Source organism: Synechococcus sp. CCAP 1479/9 (assembly GCF_019038535.1).
GTDB lineage: Bacteria > Cyanobacteriota > Cyanobacteriia > PCC-6307 > Cyanobiaceae > Cyanobium.
In genome coordinates, this window is the sequence record NZ_JAFKRK010000032.1 from 15,788 (window position 1) to 30,620 (window position 14,833).

Consider the following 14,833-nt stretch of genomic DNA (forward strand, 5'->3'; position numbering starts at 1 on the left):
GACCGCCACCAGCGGACCCTGTCAAGGCTGTTCCAAGCCATCCATGACTTTCCCCAGTCCTGACGTCCCGGGGCGGCCGGAAGGGCATGAACTGTGGAAAAGCGCCGCAAATCGGGGGAAAACGACGCCGAGGTGGGGGAAAGTCCCGAACCATCGGAACAATTGATCGGAACTCAGTCTCTCTGGACGCAATCAGAGATGAGACCGGCGAGGCCGGCACGCCCACACCCGCCAGTTCAGTCACTCGGCCGCCGCAGGGTGAGGGGTCCCAGCGGGTGGTCGGCATGGGGGTAGACGGGGTGGTGGTGGTGATGGTGGGCCTCCTCGCCGTGGCCATGGCCAGCCCCTGGGCCCCCCAGCGGCACGGGCACGCCGTCGGGTTGACAGGCCCCGGTGCATTCCCGCTCGCAGAGGGTGCAGCTCTCCACCAGCCCCTCGACATGGTGGTGGTGGCTGTGCTGGGGCGCCCCCACCTCCCGCTCGAACCCGAGCACCTGGGCCCGGTACTTGCAGAGCGAGCAGTTCATGGCCACATCGCCGCCGAGCACCTCGGCGACCCGCTCCCGGAAGGTGTCCAGCACCAGGGGGTGGTCGCCGAGGTAGCCGGCCTGAACCATCTCCAGCTCGGGATGGTCGGCGGCCACCCGCTCGCTGTGCTGGCGGATCCGGCTCACCAGCACCCCGGAAAACAGGAAGTACGGGAAGACGACGATGCGCCGGTAGCCGAGCTTGACGGCCTGGCGCAGGCCCGGCTCCACCAGGGGAAAGGTGACCCCGGAATAGAGGGTCTCCCCCCAGCCGAAGCCGAAGCCCTCCACCAGCATCCGGGTCACCTTGGCCACGTTGGAGTTGGCATCCGGGTCGGAGGAGCCACGCCCCACCACCGCCAGGAGGGTGTCGTGCAGCGGCACTGGGCTGCGGCCGGCCGCGAGGGCGTCGGCGTCGGCACTGTCGAGGGCGGAGCGGATGCGGGCGGCCGCGGCCTGGATCATCTTGAGATCCACCCCCAGCTCCCGGCCGTAGTCGATGCGCAGCCCGGTCTCGGCGGCGTAGGTGTTGAGCACCGAGGGGATGTCGTTCTTGGCGTGACCGGCGGCGAACAGCATCGCCGGCACGGCCAGCACGTGCTGCACCCCGCGCTGGCGCAGGGCATCCAGGCCGTCGCGCAGGATCGGCCGGGCGAACTCCAGGTAGCCGTGGTCGACGGGCACCGGGGCGAGGTGGTGCTGGAGCTGGTGGGCCAGGGAGGCGAATTCAGCCACCGCCAGACGGTTGCGGCTGCCGTGGCCACAGACCAGCACCCCGATCGGGCCGTGGGGTCCCTCCGGAGCGATGGCTCGGTCAGGGGCGGTGGTCATGAACATCCGTGGCTGGGTCGACCCTATTCCCGGGGCTGAACCACGGCGGTGGGGTCCGGCGCGGAGCGGTCAGGATGGGGGTCAGCCACCGGCACCCATGAGCCTGCACCTGCCCCCGTACCGGCCCCTGCCCCCACCGGGTCCGAAGGCGGACCTGCTCAGCGTCGCCATTGCCGACCTGCGGCCCACCCAGATGTGCGTGGGTCTGGCCGAGGTGCGCAGCCGCCAGCAGGACTTCTCCCAGGAGACAGCCGAGCAGCGCCTGCGCTACCTGCGCGGCAAACCCGTTCCCCTCGTGCGCGGCGCCGGCGACGCGCTCTGGATGGTCGATCGCCACCATCGCCTGCGGGGGCTGATCGAGCTGGATCCCGGCGCCATGGCCTACGGCTACCTGGTGCTGGATCGGCCCGCCGACCCGCCCGAGGCGGTGCTCGCCGAACTGCAGGCCCGGGGCTGGCTGTACCTCTACGACGGCCGTGGCCATGGCCCCCTGGCCCCCACGGCCCTGCCCCAGGGTCTGGAAGACCTGCAGGACGATCCCTACCGCTCCCTGGTCTGGAGGCTGAAGAAGGAGGGCATGATCGAGCCGGCTCCCCTGATCCCCTTCCACGAATTCCGCTGGGGTGCCTGGCTGCGCAGCCGCCCCCTACCCCCCTTCAGCTCCGCCAATCTGGCGCCGGGCCTCGCCGCCGCCCGTTCCCTGGTGCGCTCCAGGGCCGCCTCCCACCTGGCCGGCTGGAAAGGCTGAACCGGCAGGGCCGGCCCGCTCAGTCGGGACGGTTGCGGGGCGGTTCGCCATCCCCGGCCAGCAGCAGCCGCTCCCAGCGATCGAAGCGCCGCCCCAGCAGCACCGCGGCCGCCGCCAGCAGCAGGGCCACGACCAGCACCGTGGGGGTCTGCCACCAGGCGATCGCCAGCAGGGCCAGCCAGGGGATGGCCTGCACCAGCGGCCGCCAGCGACGCAGTCCCACCAGGGCGCCACGGCAGGCGGCGCAGTGGCGACCATGGCTCTCCCAGCGGTCCATCAGCGCCGCCTGATCGAGGCGGGCTGGCAGGGCCTGGCCGGGGAAGGGGTCGCCGTCGTGGGCGTTGACCCAGTCGTGCAGGGCCTTCACATAGACATCGGCGCCGGTGGCCAGGAAGAACGCCCGCTCGGCCCCGCCGCTGCGGCCCCGCTGCTCCAGCACCCGTTCCTGCCAGTGCAGGAACACCTGGTCGTCCTCCAGCACGGTGTGGTTGGCGATGTGCTGGAGCCACCGGGGCCGCAGGCCCAGCAACTTGGGAGGCAGCCGGGACTTGAACTGGAAGGGGAAGCGGGCGAACAGGCGGCACTCACCGCGGCGGATCGGCGTCGCGTAGACCACCGTGAGGATGCGGGCGAAGCCAGGCGCCGTGAGGTCGTGCCACATCAGGCCGGGGGCGGCGTAGGTGGTGTGCTGGCTGCCGAGCTTCCCCCGGCGGGGGCCCTCTTCCCACAGGGCCGTGAACCCCTCCGGACCGGAGCTGGTGATCGTCGCCACCACCGGGGCGGCGTTCTCCCGCTTGCCCACCGTGCGGTGGTGGGTGAAGGGAACGTGGCTCACATCCAGCACGTTCTCCAGCAGGGTGAGCGCATCCATCGGCAGGTCCCGGAAGGTGTCCTGCACGAACCAGCCCGGCTCCTCCAGCACCGGCACCAGCGGCAGGGGCACCGCCGCGGCGTCGGCGGCCTCCCCGGCGAACACGAACAGCAGATCCTGGGCCTCGGCGGTGGCGTAGGCGCGGCAGCCGGATCGCACGGCGCTGGGACTCGCCCCCGGCTCGGCCTGGGGGATGGCGGTGCAGTGGCCGTCTCCGGCGAACGTCCAGCCGTGGTAGGGGCACTCCAGCTCGCCGCCGGCCGTGAGGCGCCCCTGGCTGAGGGGCACCAGACGGTGCGGGCAGACATCGGCGAAGGCCCGCCAGATCTGGCCGGTGCGGTCCCACCACAGGACCAGGTCCTCCTCGAGGAGGGTGAAGGCGGTGGGCCTGGCGGGATCGAGATCCCGCAGGTAGGCGACCGGATACCAGTGCTGGCGCCAGGCGGAACTCGTCATGGTGCTGATTCTGGTGGGGGGCGCGGGCGGGTGCGGGCCTGGTCGCTGCCTCAGCGGCACTGATCAGGGGCCATGACTAGACAGAGGGGAGACCCGCAGCTCCCATGCCCTACAGCCACCTTCTGGTGCCCAGCGACGGCTCCGACCTCTCGATGGAGGCCGTGCGCCATGCCGTGGCCCTTGCCGCGGCCCTCGGGGCCCGCATCACCTTCTTCCATGCCCAGGCCAGCGTGCCGGTGCAGGTGGTGGGGCTCGGCGAGATGCTCGATGCCACCACCATGGAGGCCCTGATGAGCGCCAGCCGCAAGGACGTGGAGCGCATCCTCGAGGAGTCCCTGGCGGTGGCCCACCAGGCCGGCGTCAGCGCCGATGGCGAGAGGGTGATGAGCGACCTGCCCCACCAGGCCATCGTCGAAGCCGCCAGCCGACTGGGGTGCGATCTGATCCTGATGGCCTCCCACGGCCGTCGCGGCCTGGTGGGGATGCTGATCGGCAGCGAGACCCAGCGTGTGCTGGTCCAGTCCCCCTGTCCGGTCCTGGTCTACCGATGAATGCCCTCGCCTCCGGTGGAGGCGTCGGCGCCTCCGACCGGGCCTACGACATCCTGCGCTCCCAGCACCAGCCGCTGGCGGCGCTCTTCTCCCCCCGCAGCGTGGCGGTGATCGGGGCCTCCGACCGGCCGGGCAGCGTCGGCCGGGGGGTGCTGTGGAACCTGATCAGCCATCCCTTCGGCGGCACCGTCTACCCCGTCAATCCGAAGCGCGCCAGCGTGCTGGGGATCCGGGCCTACGCCACGGTGGCGGAGCTGCCCGAGCCGGTGGATCTGGCGGTGATCGCCACCCCGGCCGCCACGGTGCCCGGGCTGATCGAGGCCTGCGCGGCGGCGGGGGTGAAGGGGGTGATCGTGCTCTCGGCGGGCTTCCGGGAGATCGGCGCCGCCGGCATCGCCCTGGAGGCGCGCATCCGCGATGGCCTGCGCCGCAGTGGCATGCGGTTGGTCGGGCCCAACTGCCTGGGGCTGATGAATCCCCGCACCGGCCTCAACGCCACCTTCGCCGGCACCTTCGCCCGACCCGGCCACGTGGGCTTCCTGAGCCAGTCGGGGGCGATCTGCACCGCCGTCCTCGACTGGAGCCTGCAGGAGAACGTGGGCTTCAGCGCCTTCGTCTCGATGGGCTCGATGCTCGATGTCGACTGGGGCGATCTGATCACCTACCTGGGCGACGACCCGGAGACCCACAGCATCGTCATCTACATGGAATCGATCGGGGATCCCCGTTCGTTCCTCTCGGCGGCGCGGGAGGTGGCCCTCACCAAGCCGATCGTGGTGATCAAGGCGGGGCGCACGGTGGAGGCGGCCCAGGCGGCGGCCTCCCACACCGGCGCCCTGACCGGAAGCGACGCCGTGCTCGATGCCGCCTTCCGGCGCTGCGGCGTGCTGCGGGTGGACAGCATCGCCGACCTCTTCGACCTGGCCGAGGTGCTCTCCAAGCAGAGACGCCGTCCCCTGGGTCCGCGGCTGACGATCCTCACCAACGCCGGCGGCCCTGGGGTGCTCGCCACCGACGCCCTGGTGCGCCACGGCGGCGCCCTGGCCAGGCTCCCGGAGGCGACCCTGAGCGCCCTCGATGCCGTGCTGCCGCAGCACTGGAGCCGGGCCAACCCGATCGACATCCTCGGGGACGCCGATCCGGAGCGCTACGAGCGGGCCATCCGCCTGGCCCTGGAGAACCCGGACAGCGACGGGCTGCTGGTGGTGCTGACCCCCCAGGCCATGACCGACCCGACCGGCACGGCCGAACGGCTGGTGGCCCTGGCGGCGAGCACCAGCAAGCCCCTGCTGGCCAGCTGGATGGGGGGTCGGGACGTGGAAGCGGGGGAGCGCCTGCTCAATGCCGCCGGCATCGCCACCTACCGCTACCCGGACGCGGCCGTGCAGCTGTTCGATGCCATGTGGCGCTATAGCGACAACCTGCGCGCCCTCTACGAGACGCCGGCCCTGGTGCCGGAAACGGAGGCAGCGGTGGCGGCCGGTGCCGACGAGCCCCACGCCGACCGTGGGCGGGTGGAGGAGCTGCTGGCCGCTGTCCGGGCGGAGGGGCGCACCCTGCTCAATGAGTGGGAAGCCAAGCAGGTGCTGGCCGCCTACGGCATTCCCACGGTCCCCACCCACATGGCCCTCAGCGCCGAGGCGGCCACGGCCGCCGCCGACGCCATGGGTTACCCGGTGGTGGTCAAGCTGCTCTCCGCCGAGCTCACCCACAAAACAGACGTCGGCGGGGTGCAGCTGAACCTGCGCAACGGCGAGGCGGTGGCCCAGGCCTACCGGACGATGGAGCGCGCGATCGTCGCCCAGCACGGGGCGAGCGCCTTCGGCGGGGTGACGGTCCAGCCGATGCTGGAACTCACCGGGAGCTACGAACTGATTGTCGGCAGCAGCATCGACCCCCAGTTCGGGCCGGTGATCCTGTTCGGCACCGGCGGCCTGCTGGTGGAGGTGTTCCAGGACAGCGCCGTGGCCCTGCCGCCGCTGAACACCACCCTGGCCCGGCGGCTGATGGAGCGCACCCGGATCTACGCGGCGCTGCAGGGGGTGCGGGGCCGGCCGCCGGTGGATCTGGCAGCGCTCGAACGGCTGCTGGTGCGCCTCAGCCGGCTGGTGCTGGAGCACCCGGCCATCCTCGAGCTGGACATCAATCCGCTGCGGGTGGCGCCGGGGGATGGGGAGGGCGCCCTGGTGGCCCTCGACGCCCGGGTGCTGCTGCAGGCGTCCTCCGGAGCCACCTGCTTCAGCCCAAGGCCGGCGATCCGCCCCTACCCCAGCGAGTACCTGCGCGACTGGCGGCTGCCCGACGGCTCAGCGGTGACCCTGCGGCCGATCCGGCCGGAGGACGAACCCCTGGTGGTGGCGTTCCACCGCACCCTCTCGGAGCAGAGCGTCTACTTCCGCTACTTCCATCTGATGACCCTGGGCCACCGCATCGCCCACGAGCGGCTCACCCGGATCTGCTTCACCGATTACGACCGGGAGATGGCCCTGGTGGCGGAGCGGGCCGGGGAGAACGGCGCCCCCCCCGAAGTGCTGGGGGTGGGGCGGCTCAGCCGGATCCACGACGAGAACGCGGCCGAGTTCGCCATGCTGATCGCCGATCCCTGGCAGCGGCAGGGGCTGGGCACCGCCCTGCTGGGCCTGCTGCTGGAGATCGGGCGCCAGGAGGGACTGGAGCGGATCTGCGCCGAGATCCTGCACGAGAACCGGGGCATGCAGCACGTCTGCCGGAAGCTGGGCTTCCGGCTCCGGCCCACGGCCGAATGCGTGCACGCCGAGATCAGCCTCCTGGAGCCGGCCGCTGGCCTGCCGGAACGGGACGGGATTCCCTCGCCAGCCAGTGCAGCTGCCAGGCCCGCTGCAGATCCACCCGCGTGACGTGGTAACCCAGCCGGCGGGCGGCCAGGATCAGCTCCGGGGAAGAGCGGCAATGGCGCAGCCCGCGGCGGATCACCTCATCCGTCTCGGCCTCATCGACAAGGCGCTCGAGTTCGCTCCAGCTCATCGGGTTCTCCCACCCTCCCGTTCAAGCTGGCAACGGCGGCGCGATCCGACCAGGGTTCGGACAGCAAGCGATGCACAGGGCAACGGAGGCGATGGGCAGGGCGCGCCGTTTGCTGGAGTCGCATCCTGTCGGACATCGGCCGGGAGCCGTTCATGGATCGGTCACATGGCTTCGCTTGATTGATGTCAGCCCCACCTCAGGGGTCGCTCCTCACAACGCGAACACCATGAACACCATCCTTCGTAAGGGGTCCCGCCGCCTCGTGGGCCTGCTGGGCACCACCGGCGTCCTGGCCCTGGTCGCCGCCCCCCTGGAGGCCTTGGCCGGTCCCTGGGGCCCGTCCGGCGCCCCCCGCCAGGTCGACAGCCGCCGTGTTCCCTACCCCGTGCAGACCCTGCCCAGCCCCTCGTCCTACGGCGACGGCTACGGCGGCGGCTACCGGGCCGACTACGACGTCGACCGCTACCGGGCCAACCTGCCGGTGGCCCCCGACTACGTCCAGGCCCAGACGGCCCAGCGCTGCAACGTGGGCCGGCTGGTGGGCGGCATCATCGGCGGCGGCCTTGGCTACGCCGCCTCCCGCCAGGACGGCCGCACCTGGGCCGTGCCGCTCGGTGCCCTGCTGGGTCAGCAGATGGGCTGCAGCATCGGCGCCCAGCGGGCTCCCCTGCCCTGGTGAGCCCCCGGCTCAGGAAGCGGTTCCGAAGGCCACCTGACAGGCGGCATTGAGGAGTTCCGCTTCCTGGGCACTGCTCGGCTCCTGGCCGTTCAGCAGCCCCGACTGACAGTCGGCCGAAAGCTGGTACACGGTGCCGTTGGCACTGACGTCAAAGGCCACCGTGCTGGTTCCGGTCGGCTGGACCGTGCCGAACATCAGCTGGTAGTCGGTGTTCGGCACCACGATCACCGTCTGGTTGCTGGACACGGCGGCGTCGACGGCACTGTTGATGATGGAGGCCGTTGCCAGCGTGGCCACACCCCAGGTGGCGGCCCGGGCCCCCCACCAGCCCCAGGACGGGGTGGCCCAGCCGCCGTACCAGCCGTGGTTCCAGGGCCGGGCGACGCCCCAGCCCGGACGGGCCCAGCCGGGCCGCACGCCGATGGCGTTGACGTTGACGGCGCGGTTCCAGTTGCGGTTGACGTTGACGCTGCGGTTGAGGTTGCGGTTGACGTTGACGTTCCGGTTCAGGTTGGCGTTGACGTTCCGGTTGAGGGTTCCGGCTCCGGCGGGCCTGTTGAGGCCAGGGGTGCCGACCACCCCCCCGGGCCGCGCCGCAGGACGATTCAACGAAGGGCCCCCCAGGCCACCACCGGCGACGCCGCTGCTCCAGCCCCCGGCGGGCCTGTTGGCGCCCCGGTTGAGACCGCCGGCCCCGCCGGATCCCTGGAAGCCGCTGCGGCCCAGGGATCCGCCGCCACCGGCGCGGCCCAGACCAGCGCCACCACCACCGCCCCCAAGCCTGGCGCCGCCACCGCCGCCTCCCATCCGAGCCCCGCCGCCACCGCCGCGGGCGATCAGCTCCGGGGCGTGGGGGGAGGAGAGCTCCAGGGCCAGGCCAGCCCCGACCGGCGAGGCGATCACACCGGCCACCAACAGGGCGAGTCCGCTCAGATTCTTCATTTCAGCAACAGGGCGCAGGCGTCGTCGTAACAGCTGGCGTCCACCCGGCCGTCGGAGCCGAAGTGGACCATCACCAGATCACGGCCCTGGAGGCGGGTGTTGGTGCGATCCTCCCGGACGCTGTTGAGGTAGTTGGGGTTGACCACGCAGAGGTCCTTGCCGTTGAAGCAGACCGTGTTGGTGGAGAAACGGGCCGAGGCACCGCGCAGGGGGCTCCATTGCTTGGTGTCATTGGCCCAGATCGCCATCGTCACCGGTTCAGCGGTGATGCGGACCGTTTCGGTGGCCTTGCCGATGCGGTGGCGGTAGAGCGTGGCCCCCCCCATGTCCACCGCTTCCACCGTGCAGGGCACGGGAGCAGCCCCCTGGAGCGAACACTGGGTGGTGAGGGTGTACAACACCTGCCCCGTGGGAGCCGCCTTCGCAGCCGCAGCGGGCTGGGGGGCCAGCAGGAACGTGGCCGTCAGGCCAGCCAGGACTCCGCCACCCAGAAGGGCGGGGCAGAAACGGGTCACGCCATCGTGGCGGCCGCAGGGCTGAAAGCTGATCCGGCGGTGGGGCATGGGGAAAGGAACGAAAGGGGCGGCTGCGCGATGGCTAGCGATGAATCCAGGGTGGGCACCAGGGATCTGGGTGACGGGGCTGTCGCGCAAAACGTTGTAATCAAGGGCGTTGGGGCCTGGAGATCCGACAGCGCCGATGAACGAGAACCGGTGAGGGACTGTCTGCTCAATCCACCCCAAGCAGACCCTTCTGCCAGCGCAGGAATGGAATCGAGAGGAGAACGGTGACCAGCAGGTAAGCCAGCACGGCCAGTTTCAAGCCGGGCATCCCTTCGCCGTGGGTGGTGGCGAACAGCAGGGCCAGGCCCGGGTTGCGCATCGAGGTGACCAGGGCCACGGTGATGCGCTCGCGAGGCTCCCGGCCAGCCATGAGGGAGCCGATGGCGAGAGCCGCGGCCACCATCACCGCCATGAATCCCAGGGCCAGCCAGTTGGAGGCCACGAACGGCAGCAGCAAAGGGCCGGCCTTGATCAGCACGAGCACGATCAGGAGCAGAAGCAGGCCGTTGGCGAGCTTGTCGAGCGGCCCCTCCAGCCGCGCCACCCATTCGGGCTTCCAGCGCCTCAGCAGCAGGCCGGCCAGCAGCGGCAGCACCTGGACCTTGCCCACCTGCAGGGCCACCTCCCGGGGGGCGATGTCCCAGCCATCGATGCCGAACGAGGCCCGGAACAGATCAGCCAGCAGGGGAATCGAAACGATCGCGGCCACGGCCGCGCAGGCCTGGAGCAGCGCCGCCAGCTGGCGGTCGCCGCCCGTCTTGCCGGCCTTGCGCAAGGTGAGCGGGGCGCTGGGGCAGACCGCCATCAGGACGATGCCGAAGCGGGCCGGCGGGGAGAGGGTGAAGCCCAGGGGCAGCTTCATCAGCACCAGCGCCACCAGGGGCACCAGCACACAGGAGCCGATCAGCACCCGGATCACCAGGGCGGGCCTATGGCGCAACTGGGCGATCGCCTCCAGCTGCAACCCCAGGCCGAGGGCGAGCATGATCGTGAAAAGAGTCAGGCCGACGAGTGCGGCAGAGGCCTGGGCCATGGAGATCAGGAGAAGGGAAGGGAGGAGCTGCGAAGGCTCAGGGCGCCAGCCCCCCTAGGCCAGCACTCCCAGGGCGATCGAGCCTGGCTCTCGGTCGGCGAAGCCGTCGCTCTTGAGGCGGCGCGGATCCATGGTTTCACCCATGCCCCCTCTCCCCGACCTCGCTAGCGTTGAACCAGCCACAGACACTCCATCGATGGCCGTTCTCAACCGCTGCGCGATCGCGGTGGCGCCCCGGCAGCCGATGGTGGACTGGACCCGGCCGTTCTGGACCCGCGAGGACATGGAAGGGCTGGGGGAGGACCACAGCCTCTACCTGATCCCCACCTACGACAGCGAACTGGAAGCCCAGGACCGGCTGCTGGACAGCTACGGCCAGATCTTCGCCGCCGAGCTCGACCTCTGGTGCCGCGACCGCAGCCGCTGGCCCCATCCCCGCAGCCTCGAACTCTTCGAGGCCTGGTTCTCCGTGCGCTTCTTCCCCCTTGTCGAGGACCTGGACACGGCGCCGCTGCACACCTACGTCATCGATGACGACCTCCAGGACGTCCTGCGCGAGGCCATGGGCTGAGCGATGTTCTTCCGCATCCACCATCGCCTCAGCTACACCTACGACCGGCCCGTCTTCCTCGAGCCGATGGCCCTGCGGCTCACCCCCCGCCAGGACGGCAGCCAGAGGATCCTCGAGCACCACCTGCGGCTGGAGGAGCCTCCGGCGGGCCTGAGCCGGGTGCTCGAGCCCGATGGCACCGACGCCATGGTGGCCTGGTTCCAGCAGGAGCGGGACCAGCTCACGATCACGGTGGACATGCTGGTGGAGACCCTGCGCAGCAACCCCTACGACTGGATCGTCACCCACCGGGAGGCCCAGCACCTGCCGGTGAGCTACCCGGAGGCGGAGGCCCGCTCCCTGGCAGGCTGTCTGCAGGATCGGGCCGATCCTGAGGTGCGCGCCTGGGCCCAGGCCATCGCCGACCGGGTCGACGGATCGGCCACCGCCTTCCTCAGCGCCCTCGCCGATGAGATCCACCACGGTTTTCACCATGTGGGCCGGCTGGAGGGGGAGCCCACCGATGCGGCCGAGACCCTCCGCACGCTCACCGGAGCCTGCCGGGACACCGCCATGCTCTATGTGGTGGCCTGCCGCAGCCAGGGTCTGGCGGCGCGGTTCGTGAGCGGCTACTCGATGCACCACCCCCCCGAGGTGAGCGAACACGAGCTGCACGCCTGGGCGGAGGTGTATCTGCCCGGAGGCGGCTGGAGGGGATTCGACCCCAGCCTGGGCCTGGCGGTGGCCGATGGCCACCTGGTCCTGGCCGCCGCGCCCGACCACCATCTGGCGGCGCCGGTCAGCGGCCGCTACCGCGGCACCGGCGTGGGCTCCAGCCTGACCTACCTGATCCGTCTGCAGGCCGCCGATGCGCTCGGCGGCCTGGAGGGGTCGCCTCAGCCGATGATCCCGAGCTGAAGCCAGCAGCCGGCGGGCGCCAGCTTCTCCACCACCACCGGGGTCTGGTGAGCAAGCACCAGACTGTGGGCATACCGCTCCGCCTCATCGCGGTGGTCGAAGGTCGGGCCGGTGACCTCGTTGGGCACGGTGGTCTCGTTCTGGTCGGCGGGTCGGACCCGGTAGCGGCCGCGAGGGCTGGGATCACTCATGGGCCCAATCTGCTCCCCGGCCACGCCAACAGGCCGCAGCAGCAGAGTGTCTTTCGATCCGTGCCGGACTCCCCACACGCCGCGGCGCCGGCGGGCCTGAAACAAACCAGCCAAAAAAACCGCCCCCGGAAACCCAGGGGCGGTGCAATGGAAACCGGTGCCTACCAGGGCCCGGTGTCCCGGCAATGACTCAGTAGCGGCTGCGGCCACCGCCGCCGCCGTACCCACCGCCACCGCCGCCGTAGCCGCCGCCGCCGCCACCGGAGCGACCACCGCCGCCGCCGCCGCCGCCGGTGCGGGGCTCGGCCTTGTTCACACGGATGCTGCGGCCCATCCACTCGACGTCCTGAAGATCATCGATGGCCTTGGTCTCGTCGGCGTCGTTGGTCATCTCGACGAACGCGAAACCGCGCTTGCGACCCGTGTCGCGATCGAGGGGAAGGGTGCACTGGCGCAGTTCGCCGTACTGGGCAAAAAGGTTCTTCACGTCTTCCACTTCGGCGTCGAAGGAAAGATTTCCGATGTAAATGGTCATGAACCTGAAAAAAACTATGAACCGATCCTTCGACAGCCCTTTTAGAAAGTGATGAGCTCGCTGGAGAGAAATCTTGGAATCTTCCCTACCCTACAGCCCCCGCGGGCCGGGACCCCAGGAGGTGGCGGGTCGGGAAGACCGCCCGGGAGGCGTCAGCGGAGGCCAACAGCAGGCGTGAAAGGCGATCCCAGCGGGGCCGTGCAGCAGATCTGCTGCGTCCCCCTCACATGCGCGACATCGCCGTGATCTTGTTGAGCTTGTCCCGCTCGAGTCCTTCGAGTTCCTCGACCTGCAGCAGACCATCCTTCACCAGGCTGGCGAAGACGAACAGCAGGCCGGGGAGCCGGAAATCGAAACGTCCTTCGATTTCATGGCGCTGGATGCTGAGAAAGTCATGCAGTTTCCAGCATTCCTCCACGGAGTCCATGCGGTTCGCATGGGCCTGAACGGCCCGGATGATGCCGATCGCGGCTCTGGAGTGGGCCTTGTCGAAGGCGCGGCGGGCCACCTGCTGTTCCTGATCCGTCCACTCCAATACCGCACTCACCATGGGTCTCAACCGCTGGATTTGGACGTTAACGCCCAGGCCTGAGCGGCCGCGAGTCATCGGCGGGGCCGTAACCATGACCGTGATGCTGGGCAACGTGGCCCCGCAACTGCGGCAGTCGGAACCAGGGCACCGCCGGGTGGGCATGGTGCTCCCGGTGGTACCCGAAGTGGTAACAAGCCAGCAGGGAGAGAAGGTGGGGGTACCCCAGACTTCTGACCGCATGGAGGCCGGCGGGGCTGGATCCGTCGCCGCGATGGGGAAGATAGGTGCCGAACAGAAACAGCTGGAACGAGCTGAGAACCAGCGGCAGCACCCAGAAGGTGGGGACGGCCAGCGCCCGGCGGGGATCCAGAAGCATCAGGCCTCCCGCCACGGCCAGCCAGCTGGCCAGGAGCAGGACCAGCTGGCCCAGGGAGAGGTAATTCCCCATGAACCGGGCGTACCAGCGCAGGGCCCCGTCACCACTGGCCCGACGGAAGTCCGGATCCAGGCGGCTGCCCGGGAAACGGTGATGGCGCAGGTGATGGCGGCGGCAGCGGGCGTAGGGAAGGCCGGCGTAAAGGAGCAGGGCCAGCCGACCCAGGCCGTCGTTGAGCCGCTGACGACCCGGCACAAGGGTGCGGTGCATCGCATCGTGGCCGAGGATGAACAGGCCCGTCTGCAGGAGCGTGCGCAGGGCGATCACCAGCCCGAGTGCCGCCGGTGTCCAGCCAGCAGGATCCGCCAGCAGGGCCAGCACCAGGGTGGCCAGCCAGGCCCCGAAGATTCCCGCTCCCAGCAGGAGTCCCGTACCTCCCCAAGCCAGTGTGACCGGAGAGGCCGAGGCCTCCCCGGTCAAGGGACCCGCAGGCGCGGGGAGGGTGAAGGGGCTTCTCAGCGGGCGAACTTGAGCAGTTCGGCGGGGGAGGCCAGCAGATCGATCGCCACGAAGTAGATCTTGTTGTCGGGATCGAGCAGGAAACGCCAGGCCACGTTCATGCCGACACCGGCTCCGAACCAGGGGGTCTGCACCTTTCCGGTCACCTTGATCTGGGTGAAACCGCCATCGGAGGGCTCGCTCACGCCGGTTTCGGGCAGCAGCTTGAGGTTCTGGCAGTCCTCGCGGAAGAAGCGCAGGATGGCGTCGGTGCCGACGATGGGCCGCTGGAAGGGAGGCTGCAGGGCGCCGTCGGGCAGGAACAGCTGGATCAGCTGATCGAAGTCGTTGGCATTGAGCAGATCCATGTAGGAGAGGATCGTGGCGTTGTCGACGCCGGCGATCGAGACCTTGGTGCGCTGCTCGGGGGCCGTCGGCAGCACGATCGGCTCGGCGATGCGCTCGCTGCCATCCACCTTGCTGGGGTCGAAGCCCATGTCGACGACGAAGTTGCGCAGCACGGTGATCTGCTGACCCGCATCGATGCCCTTGAGCGAGGACAGCACCGAAGCGGCGTTGGCGGAGAGCTGGTAGCCCTCGGGGATGGGGGCGACGATGCCCTCCTCCATCCACTCACCCAGGCGATACCAGAAGCCGAGCTTGATGTTGACCGACCAGATCGCATAGGTGCGGCAGATGTCGGTGTCGGCCCGGTTGGCCAGATCCACCATCACCTGGCTCTGGTCGGCGAAGGTCATCGCCTTGATCCGGTTGAGCACCGGCTCGGCGAACTGCATGCGGGCCGCACCGGGGGCGGCGATGGTGATGGTCTTGCCCATCTCGAGGTAAGCGAACCAGATCAGGGCCAGCTGGTCCTCGGCGCTCAGGAGGCTGAAGCGGGCGGTGAGGGCCGGCACCACGTCGGCCGAGAGGGTGTCCGGAAAGATCTGGGTCGCTTTTTCGAGCGTGAACATGACAGGAACCTCCGGAAGGTCAAGAAATCTTTACAAATCCTAATGCATGGCGGTG

The 14,833-nt window shown here is 69.9% G+C and carries 17 protein-coding genes; 6 read left to right on the top strand and 11 right to left on the bottom strand.

All coding sequences use genetic code 11. The features are described from left to right. Positions 1-236: 236 nt before the first annotated feature. Positions 237-1,358 (bottom strand): sirohydrochlorin chelatase, encoded by a 1,122-nt coding sequence (locus KUG38_RS13450; protein WP_216922509.1) that lies wholly within the window; start codon positions 1,356-1,358, stop codon positions 237-239. 97 nt (positions 1,359-1,455) lie between these two features. Here KUG38_RS13450 and KUG38_RS13455 point away from each other — a divergent pair, with 97 nt between their 5' ends. Next, positions 1,456-2,106, top strand: a complete 651-nt coding sequence (locus KUG38_RS13455; RefSeq protein WP_216922511.1) for a ParB-like protein — start codon at positions 1,456-1,458, stop codon at positions 2,104-2,106. 19 nt (positions 2,107-2,125) lie between these two features. Here the strand turns inward: KUG38_RS13455 and KUG38_RS13460 are convergent, their stop codons facing one another. Then, on the bottom strand, positions 2,126-3,433 hold the full coding sequence (locus KUG38_RS13460; protein WP_216922512.1) for an aromatic ring-hydroxylating dioxygenase subunit alpha: 1,308 nt from the start codon (positions 3,431-3,433) through the stop codon (positions 2,126-2,128). Between the two features lie 104 nt (positions 3,434-3,537). On the opposite strand from KUG38_RS13460, the gene KUG38_RS13465 reads away from it, so the two are divergent. Both KUG38_RS13465 and KUG38_RS13470 read left to right on the top strand, forming a co-directional pair. Continuing rightward, complete coding sequence (locus KUG38_RS13465; RefSeq protein ID WP_216922515.1) at positions 3,538-3,984, top strand: universal stress protein; 447 nt, start codon at positions 3,538-3,540, stop codon at positions 3,982-3,984. After that, complete coding sequence (locus KUG38_RS13470) at positions 3,981-6,860, top strand: bifunctional acetate--CoA ligase family protein/GNAT family N-acetyltransferase (protein WP_216922517.1); 2,880 nt, start codon at positions 3,981-3,983, stop codon at positions 6,858-6,860. Before KUG38_RS13465 ends, KUG38_RS13470 begins: the two co-directional genes overlap by 4 nt. On the opposite strand, the gene KUG38_RS13475 is transcribed toward KUG38_RS13470, so the two are convergent. Beyond that, entirely contained in the window at positions 6,763-6,987 is a 225-nt protein-coding gene (locus KUG38_RS13475; protein WP_216922519.1) for a Nif11-like leader peptide family natural product precursor, read from the bottom strand. The two genes, KUG38_RS13470 and KUG38_RS13475, sit on opposite strands and share 98 nt — an antisense overlap. 226 nt (positions 6,988-7,213) lie before the next feature. On the opposite strand from KUG38_RS13475, the gene KUG38_RS13480 reads away from it, so the two are divergent. Next, positions 7,214-7,666: a hypothetical protein gene (locus KUG38_RS13480; RefSeq protein ID WP_216922521.1), complete on the top strand. Its 453-nt coding sequence runs from the start codon at positions 7,214-7,216 to the stop codon at positions 7,664-7,666. A gap of 9 nt (positions 7,667-7,675) precedes the next feature. On the opposite strand, the gene KUG38_RS13485 is transcribed toward KUG38_RS13480, so the two are convergent. From KUG38_RS13485 to KUG38_RS13495, 3 genes are all read right to left on the bottom strand, one after another. Next, positions 7,676-8,608, bottom strand: a complete 933-nt coding sequence (locus KUG38_RS13485) for a hypothetical protein (RefSeq protein WP_216922523.1) — start codon at positions 8,606-8,608, stop codon at positions 7,676-7,678. Further along, a complete protein-coding gene (locus tag KUG38_RS13490; RefSeq protein ID WP_286196030.1) occupies positions 8,605-9,171 on the bottom strand; it encodes a hypothetical protein in 567 nt (188 codons plus the stop codon). Before KUG38_RS13490 ends, KUG38_RS13485 begins: the two co-directional genes overlap by 4 nt. Positions 9,172-9,337: 166 nt before the next feature. Then, positions 9,338-10,204 carry a bile acid:sodium symporter gene (locus KUG38_RS13495; RefSeq protein WP_216922524.1) on the bottom strand — a complete coding sequence of 289 codons (867 nt, stop codon included), beginning with the start codon at positions 10,202-10,204 and terminating at the stop codon, positions 9,338-9,340. 196 nt (positions 10,205-10,400) lie between these two features. On the opposite strand from KUG38_RS13495, the gene KUG38_RS13500 reads away from it, so the two are divergent. Together KUG38_RS13500 and KUG38_RS13505 are read left to right on the top strand one after the other, a co-directional pair. Continuing rightward, positions 10,401-10,775, top strand: a complete 375-nt coding sequence (locus KUG38_RS13500; protein WP_094586972.1) for a hypothetical protein — start codon at positions 10,401-10,403, stop codon at positions 10,773-10,775. 3 nt (positions 10,776-10,778) lie between these two features. Beyond that, positions 10,779-11,672 carry a transglutaminase family protein gene (locus KUG38_RS13505; RefSeq protein WP_216922525.1) on the top strand — a complete coding sequence of 298 codons (894 nt, stop codon included), beginning with the start codon at positions 10,779-10,781 and terminating at the stop codon, positions 11,670-11,672. Here the strand turns inward: KUG38_RS13505 and KUG38_RS13510 are convergent. From KUG38_RS13510 to KUG38_RS13530, 5 genes are all read right to left on the bottom strand, one after another. Next, on the bottom strand, positions 11,651-11,863 hold the full coding sequence (locus tag KUG38_RS13510) for a hypothetical protein (RefSeq protein WP_094586976.1): 213 nt from the start codon (positions 11,861-11,863) through the stop codon (positions 11,651-11,653). The genes KUG38_RS13505 and KUG38_RS13510 overlap by 22 nt on opposite strands. A 190-nt stretch (positions 11,864-12,053) precedes the next feature. Next, complete coding sequence (gene rbp, locus KUG38_RS13515) at positions 12,054-12,398, bottom strand: RNA-binding regulator (protein WP_216922526.1); 345 nt, start codon at positions 12,396-12,398, stop codon at positions 12,054-12,056. 223 nt (positions 12,399-12,621) lie between these two features. Continuing rightward, positions 12,622-13,005, bottom strand: a complete 384-nt coding sequence (gene frp / locus KUG38_RS13520; RefSeq protein ID WP_286196031.1) for a fluorescence recovery protein — start codon at positions 13,003-13,005, stop codon at positions 12,622-12,624. Further along, positions 12,974-13,786, bottom strand: coding sequence for a fatty acid desaturase (locus tag KUG38_RS13525; RefSeq protein ID WP_286196032.1), 813 nt, complete (start codon positions 13,784-13,786; stop codon positions 12,974-12,976). The genes frp and KUG38_RS13525 overlap by 32 nt, the downstream gene beginning before the upstream one ends. Positions 13,787-13,821: 35 nt before the next feature. Next, complete coding sequence (locus tag KUG38_RS13530) at positions 13,822-14,778, bottom strand: orange carotenoid-binding protein (RefSeq protein ID WP_216922527.1); 957 nt, start codon at positions 14,776-14,778, stop codon at positions 13,822-13,824. Positions 14,779-14,833: the final 55 nt, after the last annotated feature.

Bases quoted from the DNA above. Each gene is read 5' to 3' on its own strand.
- KUG38_RS13450 (WP_216922509.1), bottom strand. From the start codon at position 1,358: ATGACCACCGCCCCTGACCGAGCCATCGCTCCGGAGGGACCCCACGGC.
- KUG38_RS13460 (WP_216922512.1), bottom strand. From the start codon at position 3,433: ATGACGAGTTCCGCCTGGCGCCAGCACTGGTATCCGGTCGCCTACCTG.
- KUG38_RS13465 (WP_216922515.1), top strand. From the start codon at position 3,538: ATGCCCTACAGCCACCTTCTGGTGCCCAGCGACGGCTCCGACCTCTCG.
- KUG38_RS13495 (WP_216922524.1), bottom strand. From the start codon at position 10,204: ATGGCCCAGGCCTCTGCCGCACTCGTCGGCCTGACTCTTTTCACGATC.
- KUG38_RS13475 (WP_216922519.1), bottom strand. From the start codon at position 6,987: ATGAGCTGGAGCGAACTCGAGCGCCTTGTCGATGAGGCCGAGACGGAT.
- KUG38_RS13505 (WP_216922525.1), top strand. From the start codon at position 10,779: ATGTTCTTCCGCATCCACCATCGCCTCAGCTACACCTACGACCGGCCC.
- KUG38_RS13480 (WP_216922521.1), top strand. From the start codon at position 7,214: ATGAACACCATCCTTCGTAAGGGGTCCCGCCGCCTCGTGGGCCTGCTG.
- KUG38_RS13485 (WP_216922523.1), bottom strand. From the start codon at position 8,608: ATGAAGAATCTGAGCGGACTCGCCCTGTTGGTGGCCGGTGTGATCGCC.
- KUG38_RS13530 (WP_216922527.1), bottom strand. From the start codon at position 14,778: ATGTTCACGCTCGAAAAAGCGACCCAGATCTTTCCGGACACCCTCTCG.
- KUG38_RS13455 (WP_216922511.1), top strand. From the start codon at position 1,456: ATGAGCCTGCACCTGCCCCCGTACCGGCCCCTGCCCCCACCGGGTCCG.
- rbp (WP_216922526.1), bottom strand. From the start codon at position 12,398: ATGACCATTTACATCGGAAATCTTTCCTTCGACGCCGAAGTGGAAGAC.
- KUG38_RS13490 (WP_286196030.1), bottom strand. From the start codon at position 9,171: ATGCCCCACCGCCGGATCAGCTTTCAGCCCTGCGGCCGCCACGATGGC.
- KUG38_RS13500 (WP_094586972.1), top strand. From the start codon at position 10,401: ATGGCCGTTCTCAACCGCTGCGCGATCGCGGTGGCGCCCCGGCAGCCG.
- frp (WP_286196031.1), bottom strand. From the start codon at position 13,005: ATGACTCGCGGCCGCTCAGGCCTGGGCGTTAACGTCCAAATCCAGCGG.
- KUG38_RS13470 (WP_216922517.1), top strand. From the start codon at position 3,981: ATGAATGCCCTCGCCTCCGGTGGAGGCGTCGGCGCCTCCGACCGGGCC.
- KUG38_RS13510 (WP_094586976.1), bottom strand. From the start codon at position 11,863: ATGAGTGATCCCAGCCCTCGCGGCCGCTACCGGGTCCGACCCGCCGAC.